Genomic DNA, 16,893 nt, shown 5'->3' with positions numbered 1-16,893 from the left:
TGGGATGTAACCCAATCAAAATGGGGGAGCTGGCTTGCCTGCGATGAGGGAGTGTCAGTCACCGGTGGGTTGGCTGACCCACCGCTATCGCAGGCAAGCCCGCTCCCACATTTTTTAACTGTGTTGTGTTAGGAGCCATTGGGGGATGCGGCGCTCAAGGTAGTAGCTTGGTCGTTTGAGCGAACCCTCCACAAACCCCACATGCCCACCCTTGGCCGTCAGCTCAAACTCAGTGCAGTCCGACAGTTCGCCGGCCTCTGGCAGGCTATGGGCAAACACAAACGGATCATCCTCCGCCTGGATAATCAGGGTCGGCGTGCGGATGCCGCCCAGGTAATAACGACTCGATGCGCGGCGGTAATAATCCTCTGCACTCAGATAGCCGTGCAGCGGCGCGGTGACGCGGCCATCGAAGTCCCAGAATGTGCGCATCTTCTCCAGTGAGCCAAGGGCTTCCAGGGTTTTAAGCCCGTCAGCCCGACCATCCTGTAGAAAACGGCTTTGCTTGACGCGGATATACGCGAGCATTTCACGCATGAAGTGCTTTTGATAAATCCGCGAAAAGCCCAGGCCGATCCGGTCTGCACATTGGTCCAGGCGAAACGGCACCGACACCGCCGCCGCGCCTTGCAGCCCCGACGCCTTTCCGGTTTCGCCCAAATGCTTGAGCAGCACATTGCCGCCCAGGGAATAACCCACCGCGTACAACGGCGCCAAAGGCCGCTTGGTGCGCAGATGCGCAATCGCTGCCGCCAGCTCTTCGCTGGCCCCAGAGTGGTAACTGCGCGCCAATAGATTCGGTTCACCCGAGCAACCGCGCCAGTTCAGCGCTGCGCTGGCCCAGCCTTGAGCGGCGAGGGCTTTTTGCAGGCCGGCGACGTAGGGTGAGTTGGAGGAGCCGGTCAGCCCGTGAAGCACCAGCACCAAAGGCGCTTGCGCGTCGTGGGGGCCGTGCCAGTCGAGGTCGAGAAAGTCGCCATCGTCCAGCCACAGGCGTTCGCGTTGGCGTTCGATATGGGTGGTGGGCCGGCACAACGGCCCCCACAGTGTTTGCAGGTGGGGGTTGCCGAGGCCGAAGGCGGGGGTGAATTGTTCAGCGAAAGGCTTCATGAAAATCTCTGCTGCAGACGCATTAACTGTGGCGAGCGAGCTTGCTCGCGCTGGGCTGCGTAGCAGCCCCATCAAGAACACCCCGGTTCTTCAATCAGAACTCAGTTGCAGGTATTAGGGCTGCTGCGCAGCCCAACGGGAGCAAGCTCCCTCGCCACAACAAGCCCTTTCACCACAATTGAATTCAGCTAGAAAGATCAGGCCGCGGTTTCGACCACACGGTGCCACAACGCGTAATACACCCGCCCGGACTTCTGCTCCCGGTGCAGGCGCCATGCGCCCGGCAAGCCCAACGTCGAAGGCGCAGTCTCACTTTCAGTGTAGATCCACGCATCCGGCGCCAGCCATTGGCGTTCTTCCAGCAGCGCGCACACGGTTGGCAGCAGGTTCTGATTGAACGGCGGGTCGAGGAATACCACGTCGTACTGGCTGGCGGCTTGGGTTTCCAGGTAGCGCAGCGCGTCGGCGGTTTGTACCTGGCCGTTGGTGCAACGCAGGGTGCCCAAGTGTTCCTTGAGGCTGGAGACGGCCACATTGCTGGCGTCCAGTGCCTGCGCTTGGGCGGCACCACGGGACAGCGCCTCCAGGAACAGCGCGCCGCTGCCCGTGAACGGGTCCAGCACCTTGGCTCCCGCGATGTAAGGCGCGAGCCAGTTGAACAGGGTTTCGCGCACGCGATCCGGCGTCGGGCGCAGGCCTACGACGTCGGGGAAGCTCAGCTTGCGGCTGCCCCATTCGCCGCCAATGATGCGCAGCTGGCCCACACCGTTATGCACGTTGTGGACAGGTTTTTTCGGGCGAGATGAACTGGCCATTAATGCTCCGGAACCCCGAGCGGCTGCTCGGCGGGTTTATCAGTGGGGGGCGGTAGTGGCTTTTGCGCAATCGTCGGGCCGGCGGTCACGATGACCATCTTGTCGGCGCTCAAGTGTTTATTCATTGCAGCCTTGACCTGTTCTACGGTCAGGGCCTGGGATTGTTTCATGAAATCTTCCAGATAGCTCAGCGGCAGGTTGTAGAAACCCATCGCGCCCAGCTGCCCGACGATATCGGCGTTGCTCGCGGTAGACAGCGGGAAGCTGCCAGCCAGCTCACGCTTGGCGTCATCCAGTTCTTTTTGCGTCGGGCCGGTCTTGAGGTAGTCGGCCACCACATCCTCAACCAGACGCAGGGTGCCGCCGCTCATTTCGGCGCGGGTCTGCAGATTGATCATGAACGGTCCGCGCACCTGCATCGGCGAGAAACCAGAGTACACGCCGTAGGTCAGGCCGCGCTTTTCACGCACTTCACTCATCAAGCGAGTGCCGAAACCGCCGCCGCCGAGGATCTGGTTGCCCAAGGACAAGGCTGCGTAGTCCGGGTCGGCGCGGTCGATACCCAGTTGCGCGAACAGCAGGTGCGTCTGCTTGGACGGGAACTCGATACGGGTCAGGCCGGGCTTGGGCTCGGTCGGCTGGGCGATTTTTGCCAGGGATGGGCCTTTGGGCAGCGATGAGGAAATCTTGGCCGTCATGGCTTCAGCTTCGGCGCGGGTCAGATCACCCACCACCGCAATCACCGCGTTGCCCGCTGCATAAGCCTTGGCGTGGAACGCCTGCAACTGCGCCAGGGTAATCTTCGGCACGCTTTGCGGCGTGCCTTCGCTCGGGTGAGCGTAAGGGTGGTCACCGTACAAGCGCTTGAACAGCTCGAGGCTCGCCAGCTTGCCAGGGTTTTGCTTCTGGTACTCAAAGCCGGCCAGGATCTGGTTCTTGATCCGCGCCAGGGAGTCGGCCGGGAAGGTGGGCTTGCCGATCACTTGATCAAACAGGGTCAAGGCGGCGTCGCGTTTATCGCTGTCGCTCAGGCTGCGCAGGGAAACCAGCGCCATGTCGCGAAATGCGCCATTGCCAAAGTCCGCGCCCAGGCCTTCAAAGTCGCGGGCAATCTGGCTCACGTCCTTGCCCGGCACGCCTTCGTTGAGCATGGCGTTGGTCATCAGCGCCAGGCCAGGCACGTCGCCGTCCTGGCTGCTGCCAGCGGCGAACAGGATGCGCACGTCGAACATCGGCAGTTCGTGGGCTTCGACGAACAGCACCTTGGCGCCTTCGGCGGTATTCCAGGTTTGCACGTCGAGCTTGCGGTTGGTCGGCGCCTTGCCGTCCAGTTCCGCCAGGGATTGCAGTGTGTTGCCCGATTGGGCTTTTTCCAGCGCCGGGCTCGCAACCGATTCAGTCGGGCGCAGGAAGTACACGGCGCCGGCGGCGATCAAGGTGACAGCGATCAGGCCTGGAAAGATCAGGCGGCTGTTTTTGCGATCACTCATGAGCGGTCTCCTGGGGCAGGACATGGGCGACGCTGAGACGTTCGCGGGTGAAATAGGTGCGCGCGGCTTTCTGGATATCTTCCGGGGTCACGCTTTGCAGGTCGGCGAGTTCGCTGTCCATCAGCTTCCAGGACAGGCCGACGGTTTCCAGCGAGCCGATGGCCGTAGCCTGGCTGGTGATGGAATCACGCTGGTAGACCAGGCCGGCAATGACCTGGGCGCGGATGCGTTCCAGTTCTTCGGCGGTCGGTGGTTTGGCTTTCAGCTCTTCCAGCAGGCGCCACAGGCCGGCTTCGGCTTGGGCCACGGTTTTCTTTTTCTGCTGGTTGGGGGTGGCGGTCAGCATGAACAGGGTGTCGCCACGGGTGTAGGCGTCGTAGTTGGTGGAGGCAGCGGAGACCAGTTCCTCGCCACGTTCCAACTGTTCCGAGATGCGTGCGCTGTAGCCGCCGTCCAGCAAGGCCGAGATCAGGCGCAGGGCCTGGACCGAGCGTTTGTCTTCGGCGGTGGCCAGGCCAGGCACGTTGAAGCCCAGGATCACGCTCGGCAGTTGAGTCTGCACGTGCATCGTCAGCAGGCGCTCGCCGGGCTCGGCCAGCTCCATCGGGATCTTGGCCGGTGGCACGTCACGCTTGGGGATCGGGCCGAAGTAACGTTGGGCCAGGGTTTTCACTTCGTCCGGGGTCACATCACCGACCACAACCAGGGTGGCGTTGTTCGGTACATACCAGGATTGGTACCAGTGGCGCAGCTCTTCGACCTTCATGCGGTCCAGGTCGGCCATCCAGCCGATGGTCGGCGTGTGATAACCGCTGGCCGGGAAGGCCATGGCCTTGAAGCGCTCATAGGCCTTGGACATCGGATTATCATCGGTGCGCAGACGGCGCTCTTCCTTGATCACCTCGATCTCGCGGCTGAACTCGTCGGCCGGCAAGCGCAGGCTGGCCATGCGATCGGCTTCCAGTTCAAAGGCCACGCCCAGGCGGTCGCGGGCCAGCACTTGGTAATAAGCGGTGTAGTCGTCACTGGTGAACGCGTTTTCTTCGGCGCCGAGGTCGCGCAGGATCAGCGACGCTTCGCCGGGGCCCACTTTCGCGCTGCCCTTGAACATCATGTGCTCCAGGGCGTGGGACAAACCGGTCTGCCCCGGGGTTTCATAGCTCGAACCAACCTTGTACCAAACCTGGGAAACCACCACCGGAGCGCGATGGTCTTCGCGCACGACCACCTTGAGGCCGTTGTCGAGGGTGAATTCATGGGTGGGTTGTGGATCGGCAGCCAAGGCTGAAAGAGGCAGACAAACTGTACCGAACAGCAGGCCTGCGGCGCGGCGGGCTAGAGCATTCATTCGTTTTTAAACCTGTTGGGCTGCCCGCTTGGTCTTAGCGTCGGCGGGCGAGGAGGTGCTAGGATACTGATCCGACTAAGGGACGGCCACTGCGGCGGTCCTGTTGAGGCCCTATTTAGGCCTTACAAAATGTTGCGCATGAACGAGCTGGCTAAAAAACAGTCTGTTACGCATCGAATTTTATTTACCGAAGCGCCCCTTGGCGCGTCGCTACCTTGAGATAGCCGTCTCCATGTTTGGTTCCAACGACGACAAGAAGACCCCAGCTGCGGCTGGCGAGAAGAAAGGCCTGTTCGGATGGCTGCGCAAAAAGCCGCAGGAAACCGTCGCTGAACAGCCGCAGGTTCACGCTGAACCGATCCCAGACCCTATAGTAGAAGCCGAACCGGTCGCTGAAACGCCAGCGCCGGTGGTGTTGCCGATGGCTGAGCCGGTGTTGCAGCCGCTGGCAGAGGTTGAGCCAGAGCAAGAGCACAAGCCGTGGCCTGAGTTGCCGGTGGCCGAAGAGCCTGTGGCGTTGGTTGAAGATGTGCAGGCCGAGCATGTGGCACCGCCGATTCCGGCCGTGGTTGAGCCGGTTGACGTTGTGGTCGAAGCGCCGCCCGTCGTTGAAGCGCCTGCGCCAGTGGTCGTCGAACCCGCGCCTGTTGCCGTTGCCGTTGCCGCGCCTGCCGCCGTCGAGCCCGAGCCTGTCGCCGCCACTGCAGAAACCAGCAAAGCTGGCTTCTTCACCCGCCTCAAACAAGGCCTGAGCAAAACCAGCGCCAGCATCGGCGAAGGCATGGCCAGCCTGTTCCTCGGCAAAAAAGTCATTGATGACGAACTGCTGGAAGACATCGAAACCCGTCTGCTCACCGCCGACGTGGGCGTCGAAGCCACCGCCGTGATCATCCAGAGCCTGACCCAGAAAGTCGCGCGCAAGCAGCTGACCGACGCCGACGCGCTGTACAAATCCCTGCAGGCCGAGCTGGCCGCCATGCTCAAGCCGGTGGAAGCGCCGCTGGTGATCACCCCGAACAAGCCGTTCGTGATCCTGGTCGTGGGCGTCAACGGCGCCGGCAAGACCACCACCATTGGTAAATTGGCCAAGAAACTGCAGTCGGAAGGCAAGAAGGTCATGCTGGCCGCGGGCGATACCTTCCGTGCTGCCGCGGTGGAGCAATTGCAGGTTTGGGGCGAGCGCAACAAGATCCCGGTCATCGCCCAGCATACCGGCGCCGATTCCGCCTCGGTGATCTTCGATGCCGTGCAAGCCGCCAAGGCGCGCAATATCGACGTGCTGATCGCCGATACCGCCGGTCGCCTGCACACCAAAGACAATTTGATGGAAGAGCTGAAGAAAGTGCGCCGCGTGATCGGCAAGCTCGATGCAGACGCGCCGCACGAAGTGCTGCTGGTGCTCGACGCTGGTACCGGCCAGAACGCCATCAGCCAAGCCAAACAATTCAACCAGACGGTGCAACTGACCGGCCTGGCATTGACTAAGCTCGACGGCACGGCCAAGGGCGGTGTGATCTTCGCCCTGGCCAAACAGTTCGGGTTGCCGATTCGTTACATCGGCGTCGGTGAAGGCATCGACGACCTGCGCACCTTTGAAGCCGAACCCTTTGTACAGGCACTGTTTGCCGAGCGGGAGCGTTCATGATTCGATTCGAACAGGTCGGTAAACGCTATGCCAACGGGCATGTCGGCTTGCATGAGCTGAGCTTTCGAGTGCGTCGTGGCGAATTCTTGTTTGTCACCGGCCATTCCGGTGCAGGCAAAAGTACCTTGCTGCGCCTGCTGCTGGCCATGGAGCGCCCAACCACCGGCAAACTGCTGCTGGCGGGCCAGGATCTGGCCACTATCAGCAATGCGCAGATTCCTTTCCTGCGCCGCCAGATCGGCGTGGTGTTCCAGAACCACCAGTTGCTGTTCGACCGCACCGTATTCAATAACATCGCGCTGCCGTTGCAGATACTCGGGCTGTCCAAGGCCGAGATCGTCAAGCGCGTGGATTCGGCCCTGGAGCGTGTGGCGCTGTCGGACAAGACAGACCTCTACCCCGGCGACCTGTCCACCGGCCAGCAACAGCGTGTCGGCATCGCCCGCGCCATTGTGCATCGCCCGGCCTTGCTGCTGGCGGATGAGCCCACCGGTAACCTCGACCCGCGACTGGCGGCGGAGATCATGGGGGTATTCGAAGACATTAACCGCCTGGGCACCAGCGTGCTGATCGCCAGCCACGACCTGGCGCTGATCGCGCGCATGCGCCATCGCATGCTCACCCTGCAGCGCGGCCGCCTGATTGGTGACGGGGAGGCCGGCGTATGAGTGCAACACGCAGCCCTAAAGTCTCCGAGCGCGTGGCGCCGAAACCGGCAGACCCGCAACCGCAGAAGAAGAAAAAACACGACGACGACGACGGCCCGGACTTCAGCACCTTGCTGCGTGCCTGGATCGAAAGTCATCGCGCCAGCCTGCTCGACAGCCTGCGTCGCCTGGGCAAGCAGCCGATCGGCAGCTTTTTCACCTGCCTGGTGATGGCTGTGGCGTTGAGCCTGCCGATGGGTTTGTCGTTGCTGCTCAATAATGTGGAGCGACTGGGCGGTTCCTGGCAGCGCGCGGCGCAGATTTCCCTGTACTTGAACATCGACGCCAGCGCCAAAGACGGCGAGTCCTTGCGCGATGACATCAAGAATATGCCCGGCGTGGCGGAGGCTGAGTACATCAGCCGTGATCAGGCCCTTGAAGAGTTCCAGCAGCAATCCGGCCTGGGCGAGGCGCTCAAGGAGCTGCCGCAGAACCCGCTGCCGGGCGTGGTTCTGGTAACGCCGAATGAAGTCGATAAGCCAGCGCTGGAAGCCCTGCGACAAAAACTCGCAGAGATGCCCAAGGTGCAACAGGCGCAACTTGATCTAGTCTGGGTTGAGCGGCTGGCGGCTATCCTGAAGCTGGGCGACCGGTTTGTGTTCGGTTTGACGGTGCTGTTGGTCTCTGCATTACTTTTGGTGATAGGTAATACCATTCGTCTTCATATTGAAAACCGTCGCACCGAGATAGAAGTGATTAAACTGGTCGGCGGCACGGACAGCTATGTGCGTCGTCCTTTTCTGTACATGGGCGCGCTTTATGGCTTCGGTGCCGGGATTTTGTCCTGGGGCGTACTGGCTTTTGGCCTTGACTGGCTGAACGACGCAGTTGTCGGGCTTGCCGGACTTTATGGCAGTGATTTCGCCTTGGCCGGTGTGCCGGTCGCCGATGGTCTGAGCCTCTTGCTTGGCGCAGTATTGTTGGGGTATATCGGTGCCTGGATTGCGGTTGCACGGCATTTACGTGAGCTGGCACCGAAGTAGTTAATGTCAGATTAATGTGGTTTCGTTTGTATTGACCGTATCAGTGGTTTAGGGAACTTGTCCTACGGTTCCCGGTCAATTTTCGCAGTGCTGAACTGCACGAGTTATGTGAGTCGGAGGTTTTTTCGTATGACCACTTCTTTGCAACCTGCTTATGCCTTGGTGCCGGGTGCGAACCTGGAAGCCTATGTGCACACGGTGAACAGCATTCCATTGCTGACGCCCGAGCAGGAGCGTGAACTGGCCGAGAGTCTCTACTATGAGCAGGATTTGGGGGCGGCTCGGCAGATGGTGCTCGCCCACCTGCGTTTTGTCGTACATATCGCCCGTAGCTATAGCGGCTACGGCCTGGCCCAGGCTGACCTGATCCAGGAAGGCAATGTTGGCCTGATGAAGGCGGTCAAGCGCTTCAACCCTGAAATGGGTGTGCGCCTGGTGTCGTTTGCCGTGCACTGGATCAAGGCGGAAATCCACGAGTTCATCCTGCGCAACTGGCGCATCGTGAAAGTCGCGACCACCAAGGCCCAGCGCAAGCTGTTCTTCAACCTGCGCAGCCAGAAGAAACGCCTGGCGTGGCTGAATAACGAGGAAGTCCACCGTGTGGCCGAAAGCCTCGGCGTGGAGCCCCGTGAAGTGCGCGAGATGGAAAGCCGCCTGACCGGCCATGACATGGCCTTCGACCCGGCCGCCGAAGCGGACGACGACAGCGCCTTCCAATCGCCTGCCAACTACCTGGAAGACCACCGGTACGACCCGGCGCGTCAGTTGGAGGATGCGGACTGGAGCGACAACTCCAACCACAACCTGCATGAAGCGTTGGAAGTGCTGGACGACCGCAGCCGTGACATTCTCTACCAGCGCTGGCTGGCGGAAGAAAAAGCCACGCTGCACGACCTGGCACAGAAGTACAACGTGTCGGCCGAGCGGATTCGTCAGCTTGAGAAAAGCGCGATGAACAAGCTTAAGTTGTCGATCGCCGCCTAAAACGCTGCGAAAAGCCAAAAAAATGCCCCGATCGAGAGATCGGGGCATTTTTGTTTGCATCTATTAACTACCGTAGAGAGAGGTTGGTTCAGTCGGACCAGGGGGCCTTGCGGGCGTTATTCAACTCAACCAGATAACCATCCCCACCCAACTGGCTCATCTGCTGCCGAATCCACGCCGCGCGCCTTGCCACATACGCCGTCGGATGGCTGGCACTCCAGACCCGCGGGTTAGGCAGTACGGCGGCCAAATAGCTGGCCTGTTGACGCGAAAGCCCCTTGGCACTTACCCCAAAGTGATGCCGCGCTGCCGCTTCTGCGCCAAACACCCCTTCATCCCACTCAACGCTGTTGAGGTACACCTCAAGAATCCGCTGCTTGGGCCACAACACCTCGATCAGCCCGGTAAACCAAACCTCCAGGCCTTTACGCAAATAACTGCGGCCGGCCCACAGGAACAGGTTTTTCGACACCTGCTGGCTCAATGTGCTGGCGCCGCGTATCGAACCGCCGCGCTCGTTGTGCTGGATCGCCGCCTGGATTGCGCCGAAATCAAAGCCCCAGTGCTGCGGGAAACGCTGGTCTTCACCGGCCATCACCGCCATTTTGAGGTCATCGGAGATCTCGTCCCACGGCACCCAGCTGCGCTGCAGGTCGATGGGCTCGCCGTCAAACCAGGATTCGACCTTGCGCTCCACCATCAGCGCAGTGAAGGGCGGCGGGACGAAGCGAAACAGCAGCACCAACAGCACACTGCCGATGGCGAACCATTTGACGACGTTGAGAAAGCGTTTGAAGAGGACACGCAGCATAGAGATGGCTTGGCCGAACCCGTTGAGCGGGCCATTATACAGACCCTGCCCGATGAGTCTGACTGGAGTTCCTCATGCTGCGTAGCTTTCTGATGCTGGCTGCCTTTTTCGGCTTCACCGGTGTCGCCCTTGGCGCCTTCGCCGCCCACGGCCTGAAGAATCGTCTGAGCGCCGAATACCTGGCGATCTTCCATACCGGCGTGACCTACCAACTGGTGCACACCCTGGCCCTGTTTGGCGTGGCACTGTTGGCTGCGCACATTCCGGGTCGGCTGGTCACCTGGGCGGGCATCTCCTTTGTCATCGGCATCCTGCTGTTCTCCGGCAGCCTGTATGTGCTGACGATGACCGGTATCAGCAAGCTCGGCATCATCACGCCATTTGGTGGCCTGGCTTTTCTGCTCGGCTGGTTCTTCCTTGGTTTGGCTGCCTGGCGTTTGCAGGCGATCTGACCGAGGGACTTGGGCCCGCTACGTCAATCGGGCTAGAATGCTGGCCCCTAAAAACGATGGCGGCCCCTGGCATGCGCATTCAGTTGAACGGCGAATTCCTTGAACTGCCCGACGGTGAAACCGTTGCGGCCCTGCTGACCCGTCTGGACCTGACCGGGCGTCGCGTCGCAGTGGAACTCAACCTGGATATCGTCCCGCGTAGCCAGCACGCCGAGACCGCGCTCACCGACGGTGACCAGGTCGAAGTGGTCCACGCCATCGGCGGCGGCTAGTCGCGCAGCTTGCTGAATTCTGCAGAACCTCACCCCCATTTCGAGGATTTCCCATGAGCATCGTTCGTAGCGACAAGCCCTTCGTCCTGGCCGGTCGTACCTACCAGTCCCGCCTGTTAGTGGGTACCGGCAAGTACCGCGACATGGAAGAAACCCGTCTGGCCATCGAAGCCTCGGGCGCCGAGATCGTCACCTTCGCCGTGCGCCGCACCAACCTCGGCCAGATAGAAGGCGAGCCGAACCTGCTCGAAGTCCTCTCGCCGGATCGCTACACCTTCTTGCCGAACACCGCCGGGTGCTATGACGCCATCGAAGCCGTGCGCACCTGCCGCCTGGCCCGTGAGCTGCTCGACGGCCATAATCTGGTGAAGCTGGAAGTGCTGGCCGACCAGAAAACCCTGTTTCCCAACGTGATCGAGACCCTCAAGGCTGCTGAAACGCTGGTCAAGGAAGGCTTCGACGTGATGGTCTACACCAGCGATGACCCGATCATCGCGCGCCAACTGGCCGAAATCGGTTGTATCGCCGTAATGCCGCTGGCCGGTCTGATCGGTTCCGGCCTGGGTATCTGCAATCCGTACAACCTGCAGATCATCCTCGAAGAAGCCAATATTCCCGTACTGGTGGACGCGGGCGTAGGCACTGCCTCCGACGCTACCATCGCCATGGAACTGGGCTGCGACGCGGTGCTGATGAACTCAGCCATCGCCCATGCCCAACAGCCAATCATGATGGCCGAAGCCATGAAACACGCCATCGTCGCGGGCCGCCTGGCGTACCTCGCCGGTCGCATGCCAAAAAAACTCTACGCCAGCGCCTCCTCGCCGCTGGATGGTCTGATCAAGTAAGAGCCATTGATGACTGAATCAAACGAAACGCCGAACACTCTGGACGAAGCCGACGAGTCCAAGCATCGCCGCATCAAGAGTTTTGTGATGCGCGCCGGTCGCATGACCGAAGGCCAGCAAAAGGGCCTGGAGCAAGGCACGCCATTGTTTGTGCTGCCCCTGGCCGACGCGCCGGTGGATTACGACCAGGTATTCGGCCGTTCGGCCCCGCGTTCCCTGGAAATCGGCTTCGGCATGGGCCACTCCCTGCTGGAAATGGCCGCAGCCTCGCCAGAACAGGATTTCATCGGTGTTGAAGTGCACCGCCCGGGTGTTGGCGCGCTGCTCAACGGCGTGTTGACCCAAGGGTTGACCAACCTGCGGGTCTACGACTGCGACGCGATCGAAGTGCTCAACCGCTGCATCGCCGACAACAGCCTTGATCGCCTGATGCTGTTCTTCCCTGATCCTTGGCATAAATCCCGTCACCACAAGCGTCGTATCGTCCAGGCGTCCTTCGCGGAGCTGGTGCGCAGCAAGCTCAAAGTCGGCGGCATCTTGCACATGGCCACCGACTGGGAACCTTACGCGGAATACATGCTGGAAGTCATGAGCGTGGCCCCTGGCTACCGCAACCTGGCCGAAGACGGCAAATGCGTGCCACGCCCGGCTGAACGCCCGATCACCAAGTTCGAACGTCGCGGCGAGCGATTGGGGCATGGGGTTTGGGATTTGAAGTTCGAGAAGGTTGACTGACAGGCCACTAGCTTGGAATGCAGTCAAAAATGTGGGAGCGGGCTTGCTCGCGAATGCGGTGTGTCAGTCACTGAAAATGTCGACTGATCCACCGTATTCGCGAGCAAGCCCGCTCCCACATTTGCTTTTGTGTTGTAGCTGAGGTCAGCGACGGTCGGCAACCACGCCAATCAACACCAGCACCACCACCAACACCGGTGCCAGGCTGTAGTTATTGAACTGGCTCAACCCTCGCACAATCCACGGCGTGGCATAGATCAACGCCGCGCCGCTGCCGATCATGCACAGCAGCGCCATCAACGGTACGCGCAATGCGCCGGCGACGCTGCCCAGGCGGGCTTCTACCCAGCCTTTGATATCAGCGCCAAACAACACCAGCAAACAGCCGACAAGGGCCAAGGATATTTCCGACAGGTTGCTGCGGCTCCAGCGGGATACGGTGGCGAGCAGGTCGAGTACCAAATCCATTCGATTTCCTTAGAGCGTCAGCTCAAAAACTTCTGCAGCAGGTCATTGAGAAAGAGTTGCCCGCGGTCGGTCGCCGCCAGGCGTGACGGTTCGACCTGCATTAAGCCGCTTTGTTCTGCATCCGTGCGTGCTTCATCCAGGCTTGCCAGATCAAGGCCGGTGCGTTCGGCATAGAGTCTTGATTCCACGCCTTCAGTCAGCCGCAAAGCGTTCATCAGGAACTCAAACGGCAGTTCCTCGTTAGTCAGCTCTTTCGCCCCAGCCTGAAAGCTTTTAGCCGGGTTGAGATAGTCCTTCGGCGCTCGCGTCTTCCAGGTGCGCACGATGCGCCCATCCGGATGGCTGAGTTTGCCGTGGGCGCCGGCGCCGATGCCGATAAAGTCACCGAAGCTCCAGTAGTTCAGGTTATGCCGCGCCGGGCGACCTGGCTGGGCATAGGCCGAGACTTCGTATTGCGCGTAACCGTGTTCAGCAAGCAGCGCCTGGCCCGCTTCCTGAATATCCCACAGCGTATCGTCTTCCGGCAGCGCGGGCGGCTGGTTCCAGAATACGGTGTTGGGCTCCAGGGTCAGTTGGTACCACGACAAGTGCGTGGGTTTGAGCGCGATGGCTTGGCGCAAATCGCTCAACGCGTCGTCCAGGGACTGATCGGGCAAACCGTGCATCAAGTCCAGGTTGAAGTTATCAAACCCGGCCAGGCGCGCCATGCCCGCTGCACGCACGGCTTCATCACCATTGTGGATACGTCCCAAGGCCTGGAGCTTTTCCTGCTGGAAACTCTGGATGCCGATGGACAGGCGATTGATCCCCAGCTTGCGATAAGCCACGAACTTCTCTTGCTCGAACGTCCCTGGGTTGGCTTCCAGGGTGATCTCTATATCGCTGGCAAACGGGATGCGCGCTTTCACGCCCTCAAGCAAGCGGCCCAGCGCTGCGGCGCTGAACAGGCTGGGCGTACCACCACCAAAGAAGATCGAACTCAGTTCGCGACCGTAAACCGCATGCAGGTCCTGATCGAGATCGGCCAGCAAGGCGTCCACATACTCTTCTTCCGGCAGCACCTTGCTGGCGGTGTGGGAGTTGAAGTCGCAATAGGGGCATTTGCGCACGCACCACGGGATGTGGATATACAGCGCCAGGGGCGGCAGCACAGGCAGGGCCGCCCGGGGTGTTTGCGCGCCGCCGTGGATCAGCGGCTGCGCGGAGGTGTTCTGGGTCATTTCAGGCTCAGGCGTTGGCGCAGCAAATCCATTGCGCGAGCACGGTGGCTGATCTGGTTCTTGTCGGCAGGGCTCAACTCGGCGCTCGAGACATTACGTTCCGGCACCCAGAACAGTGGGTCATAGCCAAAACCATGCTCGCCGCTGGCCGCATGCAGAATGCGCCCGTGCCACAGGCCTTCGCACAGGATCGGCAATGGATCATCGGCATGTCGCACCAGGGCCAGCACACACACGAACTGCGCGCCGCGCATCGCGTCCGGTACATCCTTGAGGGCGTCGAGCAGCTTGGCGTTGTTGGCCGCGTCGCCTTTGCCGTCGGCGTAGCGTGCCGAGTAAATGCCGGGGGCGCCGCCGAGGAAGTCCACCGCCAGGCCCGAGTCATCCGCCAGCGCCGGCAGGCCGGAAATACGTGCCGCATTGCGTGCCTTGAGGATAGCGTTCTCGACGAACGACAGGCCGGTCTCTTCCGGCTCCACCTGGCTGAACTCGCCAATCGAGCGCAATTGCACGGATTCGCCGAGCATTGCCTGGAGTTCTTTAAGCTTGCCGGCGTTGTGGCTGGCGAGTACGAGTTGGGTTAGGTTCATCATTGCGCCGGAAACAGTTCCTGGTTGAATTGGAAGCTATGGGCTTTGCCACCGGTTTCAACATTGATGGTAAACGTCTTGTATTCGCGCTGCGTCACGGAGTAAGGCGCGAGGTAATTAATCCCGCCTTTTTCTTCGATTTGCTTGAACGTCAGTATCTCGCTCTTACCGCCCAAATCCTTGATGGTGCCCGTCACTTGCGCCGCCACCGGGGTTACGCCCTTGATCACGGTGACGTTGATCAAACCCTTCTCCTTGCTGCGCACCACGCCGATCTTCTGGGCGGTTTCCGGCTGCAGGAAGCTGGAAGTGAAGGTGTTGTAGTGGACAGTGATATCGCCGAAGTCTTTCTTGCGATTTGCGTCGATAGCGTCCGCGGCCATGGCGCTGGCACCCAGGCAAGCGGTCAATAGAAAAACAGCCAAACGACTCATGAACGTCCCTCTTGAAAGATGATTAGACGGCAATTTTGTGGTCGGTCAGGCCAGGACTACTGACCCGGTAAATACCAATTTCACCCAACAGATTGGGCCATAGCTTACTCGCCCAACCGTGGCGATGCTGTTGATCGACGGCAAGGCGGTTGATCACCTTGGCTTCACGCTCGCTACACAAGGCTTCGAAGTCTTCGAAAGTGCAGAAGTGGATGTTCGGCGTGTTGTACCAGGTGTAGGGCAGGAAGTCCGATACCGGCATGCGGCCCTTGGTGGCCAGGTACCAGCGGCAGCGCCAGTGACCGAAGTTGGGAAAGGTGATGATGCATTGGCGGCCGACGCGTAGCATTTCGTCAAGGATGCGATCCGGGTAGTGCACCGCCTGTAGCGCCTGGGTCATCACCACGATGTCGAAACTGTTGCTGGCAAAGTTGCCCAGGCCCTTGTCCAGGTCCTGTTCGATCACGTTGATGCCCTTGGCCACGCACTGGGCGATGTTGTCAGGGTCGTTTTCCAGGCCGTAGCCGGTGACTTGCTTGTGGTCGCGCAGCCAACTCAGCAGTTCGCCATCGCCACAGCCCAGGTCGAGCACGCGGCTGCCGGCGGGGATCCAGTCTTGGATGATGTCCAGGTCGGCTCTCATGGCGTTCTCACAAAGTTATGCGGTTCATGTAATTGCTGAAGGCCTGCAAGTAGCGTGGGATCGGGATCAGGAAGGCGTCGTGGCCTTGCGGAGCATCGATCTCCAGGTAGCAGACGTCTTTGCGCGCAGCCATCAGCGCATCCACCAGCTCACGCGAGCGCGCCGGCGAGAAGCGCCAGTCGGTGGTGAAGGACATCACGCAAAACTTGGCCGTGGCGCCTTCGAAGGTTTTTGCCAGGTCGTCGTCGTGGTTGGCGGCCGGGTCGAAGTAGTCCAGGGCCTTGGTCATCAGCAAGTACGTGTTGGCGTCGAAACGTCCCGAGAATTCCTCGCCTTGATAACGCAGGTAGCTTTCCACCTGGAACTCAACACTGTGGAAGTCGTAGTTGAGCTTTTCGCTCTTGAGGCCACGGCCGAATTTTTCACCCATGGAATCATCGGACAGGTAGGTGATGTGCCCGACCATGCGCGCCAGCATCAAGCCGCGCTTGGGAATCACACCCGCTTCCTGGAACGAACCACCGTGGAACTCGGGGTCGGTGAGGATGGCCTGGCGCGCCACTTCGTTGAAGGCGATGTTCTGCGCCGACAACTTGGGCGCCGAAGCGATAGCCAGGCAATGGCGCACGCGATCCGGGTAAGTGATGGTCCATTGCAGCGCCTGCATGCCACCCAGGCTACCGCCGATCACAGCTGCCCATTGATTGATACCCAACAGGTCGGCAAGGCGCGCCTGGCTGTGCACCCAGTCTTCCACGGTCAGCACCGGGAAGTCGGCGCCGAACGGCTTGCCGGTTTCCGGGTTGATACTGCTGGGGCCGGTGGAGCCGTTGCAGCCGCCGAGGTTATTCAGGCTGACAACAAAGAATCTGTTGGTGTCGATGGGTTTGCCAGGGCCGATGCAACTGTCCCACCAGCCAGGCTTGCGCTCGTCGACGGAGTGGAAACCGGCTGCATGATGATGGCCGGACAAGGCGTGGCAGATCAGCACGGCATTGCTCGCCGTGGCGTTCAGTTGGCCGTAGGTTTCGTAGATCAGGTCATAGGCAGGCAGCGAACGGCCGCAGGCCAGGGCCAGCGGTTCGCTGAAGTGCGCCACTTGGGGCACGACCAGTCCAACAGAATCTGGGGGAAAGGCAGTTGGCATCGACCCTGCTCTCGTTTAAATGAGGCGTAAGTCTAAAGACCGCTGCACCTAGCGGCAAGCAAAGGCCTGCACGGATTGAATTCGATACCCAGATACAAAATGTGGGAGCTGGCTTGCCTGCGATAGCGGTGTGCCAGTCGACCAATCCGTTGACTGATACACCGCTATCGCTGGCAAGCCAGCTCCCACAC

19 protein-coding genes are annotated in these 16,893 nt (G+C 60.5%); 8 read left to right on the top strand and 11 right to left on the bottom strand.

Annotated elements, in window-relative coordinates:
• Positions 1–114: 114 nt before the first annotated feature.
• The 4 genes from HU722_RS27920 to HU722_RS27905 all read right to left on the bottom strand — a co-directional run bounded on the left by HU722_RS27920 (position 115) and on the right by HU722_RS27905 (position 4,763).
• Positions 115–1,110: a hydrolase gene (locus HU722_RS27920; protein ID WP_186752963.1), complete on the bottom strand. Its 996-nt coding sequence runs from the start codon at positions 1,108–1,110 to the stop codon at positions 115–117.
• Between the two features lie 197 nt (positions 1,111–1,307).
• Positions 1,308–1,925, bottom strand: coding sequence for a 16S rRNA (guanine(966)-N(2))-methyltransferase RsmD (rsmD, locus tag HU722_RS27915; RefSeq protein WP_065871963.1), 618 nt, complete (start codon positions 1,923–1,925; stop codon positions 1,308–1,310).
• Entirely contained in the window at positions 1,925–3,415 is a 1,491-nt protein-coding gene (locus HU722_RS27910; RefSeq protein ID WP_065871962.1) for a M16 family metallopeptidase, read from the bottom strand. The genes rsmD and HU722_RS27910 overlap by 1 nt, the downstream gene beginning before the upstream one ends.
• Entirely contained in the window at positions 3,408–4,763 is a 1,356-nt protein-coding gene (locus HU722_RS27905) for a M16 family metallopeptidase (protein ID WP_065871961.1), read from the bottom strand. Before HU722_RS27905 ends, HU722_RS27910 begins: the two co-directional genes overlap by 8 nt.
• A gap of 232 nt (positions 4,764–4,995) precedes the next feature.
• On the opposite strand from HU722_RS27905, the gene ftsY reads away from it, so the two are divergent.
• The 4 genes from ftsY (at position 4,996) to rpoH (ending at position 9,082) form a co-directional block, all read left to right on the top strand.
• Positions 4,996–6,408, top strand: a complete 1,413-nt coding sequence (gene ftsY / locus HU722_RS27900; protein WP_065871960.1) for a signal recognition particle-docking protein FtsY — start codon at positions 4,996–4,998, stop codon at positions 6,406–6,408.
• On the top strand, positions 6,405–7,076 hold the full coding sequence (gene ftsE, locus HU722_RS27895) for a cell division ATP-binding protein FtsE (RefSeq protein WP_003213784.1): 672 nt from the start codon (positions 6,405–6,407) through the stop codon (positions 7,074–7,076). Before ftsY ends, ftsE begins: the two co-directional genes overlap by 4 nt.
• Positions 7,073–8,098, top strand: coding sequence for a permease-like cell division protein FtsX (gene ftsX / locus HU722_RS27890; protein WP_065871959.1), 1,026 nt, complete (start codon positions 7,073–7,075; stop codon positions 8,096–8,098). The genes ftsE and ftsX overlap by 4 nt, the downstream gene beginning before the upstream one ends.
• Before the next feature lie 129 nt (positions 8,099–8,227).
• Positions 8,228–9,082, top strand: a complete 855-nt coding sequence (gene rpoH, locus HU722_RS27885) for an RNA polymerase sigma factor RpoH (RefSeq protein ID WP_003176698.1) — start codon at positions 8,228–8,230, stop codon at positions 9,080–9,082.
• 88 nt (positions 9,083–9,170) lie between these two features.
• Here the strand turns inward: rpoH and mtgA are convergent, their stop codons facing one another.
• A complete protein-coding gene (gene mtgA, locus HU722_RS27880; protein ID WP_065880189.1) occupies positions 9,171–9,893 on the bottom strand; it encodes a monofunctional biosynthetic peptidoglycan transglycosylase in 723 nt (240 codons plus the stop codon).
• A 74-nt stretch (positions 9,894–9,967) separates the two neighbouring features.
• On the opposite strand from mtgA, the gene HU722_RS27875 reads away from it, so the two are divergent.
• The 4 genes from HU722_RS27875 to trmB all read left to right on the top strand — a co-directional run bounded on the left by HU722_RS27875 (position 9,968) and on the right by trmB (position 12,200).
• Positions 9,968–10,345 carry a DUF423 domain-containing protein gene (locus HU722_RS27875; RefSeq protein ID WP_065871957.1) on the top strand — a complete coding sequence of 126 codons (378 nt, stop codon included), beginning with the start codon at positions 9,968–9,970 and terminating at the stop codon, positions 10,343–10,345.
• 71 nt (positions 10,346–10,416) lie between these two features.
• Positions 10,417–10,617, top strand: a complete 201-nt coding sequence (gene thiS, locus HU722_RS27870; RefSeq protein ID WP_175403039.1) for a sulfur carrier protein ThiS — start codon at positions 10,417–10,419, stop codon at positions 10,615–10,617.
• A gap of 53 nt (positions 10,618–10,670) precedes the next feature.
• Complete coding sequence (locus HU722_RS27865; protein WP_065871955.1) at positions 10,671–11,465, top strand: thiazole synthase; 795 nt, start codon at positions 10,671–10,673, stop codon at positions 11,463–11,465.
• 9 nt (positions 11,466–11,474) lie between these two features.
• Complete coding sequence (trmB, locus tag HU722_RS27860; RefSeq protein WP_065891351.1) at positions 11,475–12,200, top strand: tRNA (guanosine(46)-N7)-methyltransferase TrmB; 726 nt, start codon at positions 11,475–11,477, stop codon at positions 12,198–12,200.
• A 144-nt stretch (positions 12,201–12,344) separates the two neighbouring features.
• Here trmB and HU722_RS27855 read toward each other — a convergent pair whose 3' ends face one another.
• Genes HU722_RS27855 through metX form a run of 6 tightly spaced genes read right to left on the bottom strand, consistent with a single transcriptional unit; the run spans position 12,345 to position 16,702 of the window.
• Positions 12,345–12,668 (bottom strand): DUF3392 domain-containing protein, encoded by a 324-nt coding sequence (locus tag HU722_RS27855; protein ID WP_010207241.1) that lies wholly within the window; start codon positions 12,666–12,668, stop codon positions 12,345–12,347.
• Positions 12,669–12,685: 17 nt separating this feature from the next.
• A complete protein-coding gene (hemW, locus tag HU722_RS27850; protein ID WP_065871953.1) occupies positions 12,686–13,888 on the bottom strand; it encodes a radical SAM family heme chaperone HemW in 1,203 nt (400 codons plus the stop codon).
• Entirely contained in the window at positions 13,885–14,481 is a 597-nt protein-coding gene (rdgB, locus tag HU722_RS27845; protein WP_065871952.1) for an RdgB/HAM1 family non-canonical purine NTP pyrophosphatase, read from the bottom strand. The genes hemW and rdgB overlap by 4 nt, the downstream gene beginning before the upstream one ends.
• Positions 14,478–14,912, bottom strand: a complete 435-nt coding sequence (locus HU722_RS27840) for a DUF4426 domain-containing protein (protein WP_065871951.1) — start codon at positions 14,910–14,912, stop codon at positions 14,478–14,480. Before HU722_RS27840 ends, rdgB begins: the two co-directional genes overlap by 4 nt.
• A 22-nt stretch (positions 14,913–14,934) precedes the next feature.
• The gene (gene metW, locus HU722_RS27835) at positions 14,935–15,555 is read right to left on the bottom strand and encodes a methionine biosynthesis protein MetW (RefSeq protein ID WP_057006516.1); all 621 of its coding nucleotides are present in this window, start codon (positions 15,553–15,555) and stop codon (positions 14,935–14,937) included.
• A gap of 7 nt (positions 15,556–15,562) precedes the next feature.
• Positions 15,563–16,702: a homoserine O-succinyltransferase MetX gene (metX, locus tag HU722_RS27830; RefSeq protein ID WP_065871950.1), complete on the bottom strand. Its 1,140-nt coding sequence runs from the start codon at positions 16,700–16,702 to the stop codon at positions 15,563–15,565.
• Positions 16,703–16,893: the final 191 nt, after the last annotated feature.

The organism is Pseudomonas tritici (genome assembly GCF_014268275.3).
In the GTDB taxonomy this organism is placed as follows: domain Bacteria; phylum Pseudomonadota; class Gammaproteobacteria; order Pseudomonadales; family Pseudomonadaceae; genus Aquipseudomonas; species Aquipseudomonas tritici.
Note: the sequence above shows the minus strand (reverse complement) of the source record. Positions and strands in the feature narration are given on the sequence as shown.

What these genes read in the sequence shown, in the direction of transcription:
- HU722_RS27920 (WP_186752963.1), bottom strand. Translation starts at nt 1,110, where the DNA reads ATGAAGCCTTTCGCTGAACAATTCACCCCCGCCTTCGGCCTCGGCAAC.
- rsmD (WP_065871963.1), bottom strand. Translation starts at nt 1,925, where the DNA reads ATGGCCAGTTCATCTCGCCCGAAAAAACCTGTCCACAACGTGCATAAC.
- HU722_RS27910 (WP_065871962.1), bottom strand. Translation starts at nt 3,415, where the DNA reads ATGAGTGATCGCAAAAACAGCCGCCTGATCTTTCCAGGCCTGATCGCT.
- HU722_RS27905 (WP_065871961.1), bottom strand. Translation starts at nt 4,763, where the DNA reads ATGAATGCTCTAGCCCGCCGCGCCGCAGGCCTGCTGTTCGGTACAGTT.
- ftsY (WP_065871960.1), top strand. Translation starts at nt 4,996, where the DNA reads ATGTTTGGTTCCAACGACGACAAGAAGACCCCAGCTGCGGCTGGCGAG.
- ftsE (WP_003213784.1), top strand. Translation starts at nt 6,405, where the DNA reads ATGATTCGATTCGAACAGGTCGGTAAACGCTATGCCAACGGGCATGTC.
- ftsX (WP_065871959.1), top strand. Translation starts at nt 7,073, where the DNA reads ATGAGTGCAACACGCAGCCCTAAAGTCTCCGAGCGCGTGGCGCCGAAA.
- rpoH (WP_003176698.1), top strand. Translation starts at nt 8,228, where the DNA reads ATGACCACTTCTTTGCAACCTGCTTATGCCTTGGTGCCGGGTGCGAAC.
- mtgA (WP_065880189.1), bottom strand. Translation starts at nt 9,893, where the DNA reads ATGCTGCGTGTCCTCTTCAAACGCTTTCTCAACGTCGTCAAATGGTTC.
- HU722_RS27875 (WP_065871957.1), top strand. Translation starts at nt 9,968, where the DNA reads ATGCTGCGTAGCTTTCTGATGCTGGCTGCCTTTTTCGGCTTCACCGGT.
- thiS (WP_175403039.1), top strand. Translation starts at nt 10,417, where the DNA reads ATGCGCATTCAGTTGAACGGCGAATTCCTTGAACTGCCCGACGGTGAA.
- HU722_RS27865 (WP_065871955.1), top strand. Translation starts at nt 10,671, where the DNA reads ATGAGCATCGTTCGTAGCGACAAGCCCTTCGTCCTGGCCGGTCGTACC.
- trmB (WP_065891351.1), top strand. Translation starts at nt 11,475, where the DNA reads ATGACTGAATCAAACGAAACGCCGAACACTCTGGACGAAGCCGACGAG.
- HU722_RS27855 (WP_010207241.1), bottom strand. Translation starts at nt 12,668, where the DNA reads ATGGATTTGGTACTCGACCTGCTCGCCACCGTATCCCGCTGGAGCCGC.
- hemW (WP_065871953.1), bottom strand. Translation starts at nt 13,888, where the DNA reads ATGACCCAGAACACCTCCGCGCAGCCGCTGATCCACGGCGGCGCGCAA.
- rdgB (WP_065871952.1), bottom strand. Translation starts at nt 14,481, where the DNA reads ATGATGAACCTAACCCAACTCGTACTCGCCAGCCACAACGCCGGCAAG.
- HU722_RS27840 (WP_065871951.1), bottom strand. Translation starts at nt 14,912, where the DNA reads ATGAGTCGTTTGGCTGTTTTTCTATTGACCGCTTGCCTGGGTGCCAGC.
- metW (WP_057006516.1), bottom strand. Translation starts at nt 15,555, where the DNA reads ATGAGAGCCGACCTGGACATCATCCAAGACTGGATCCCCGCCGGCAGC.
- metX (WP_065871950.1), bottom strand. Translation starts at nt 16,702, where the DNA reads ATGCCAACTGCCTTTCCCCCAGATTCTGTTGGACTGGTCGTGCCCCAA.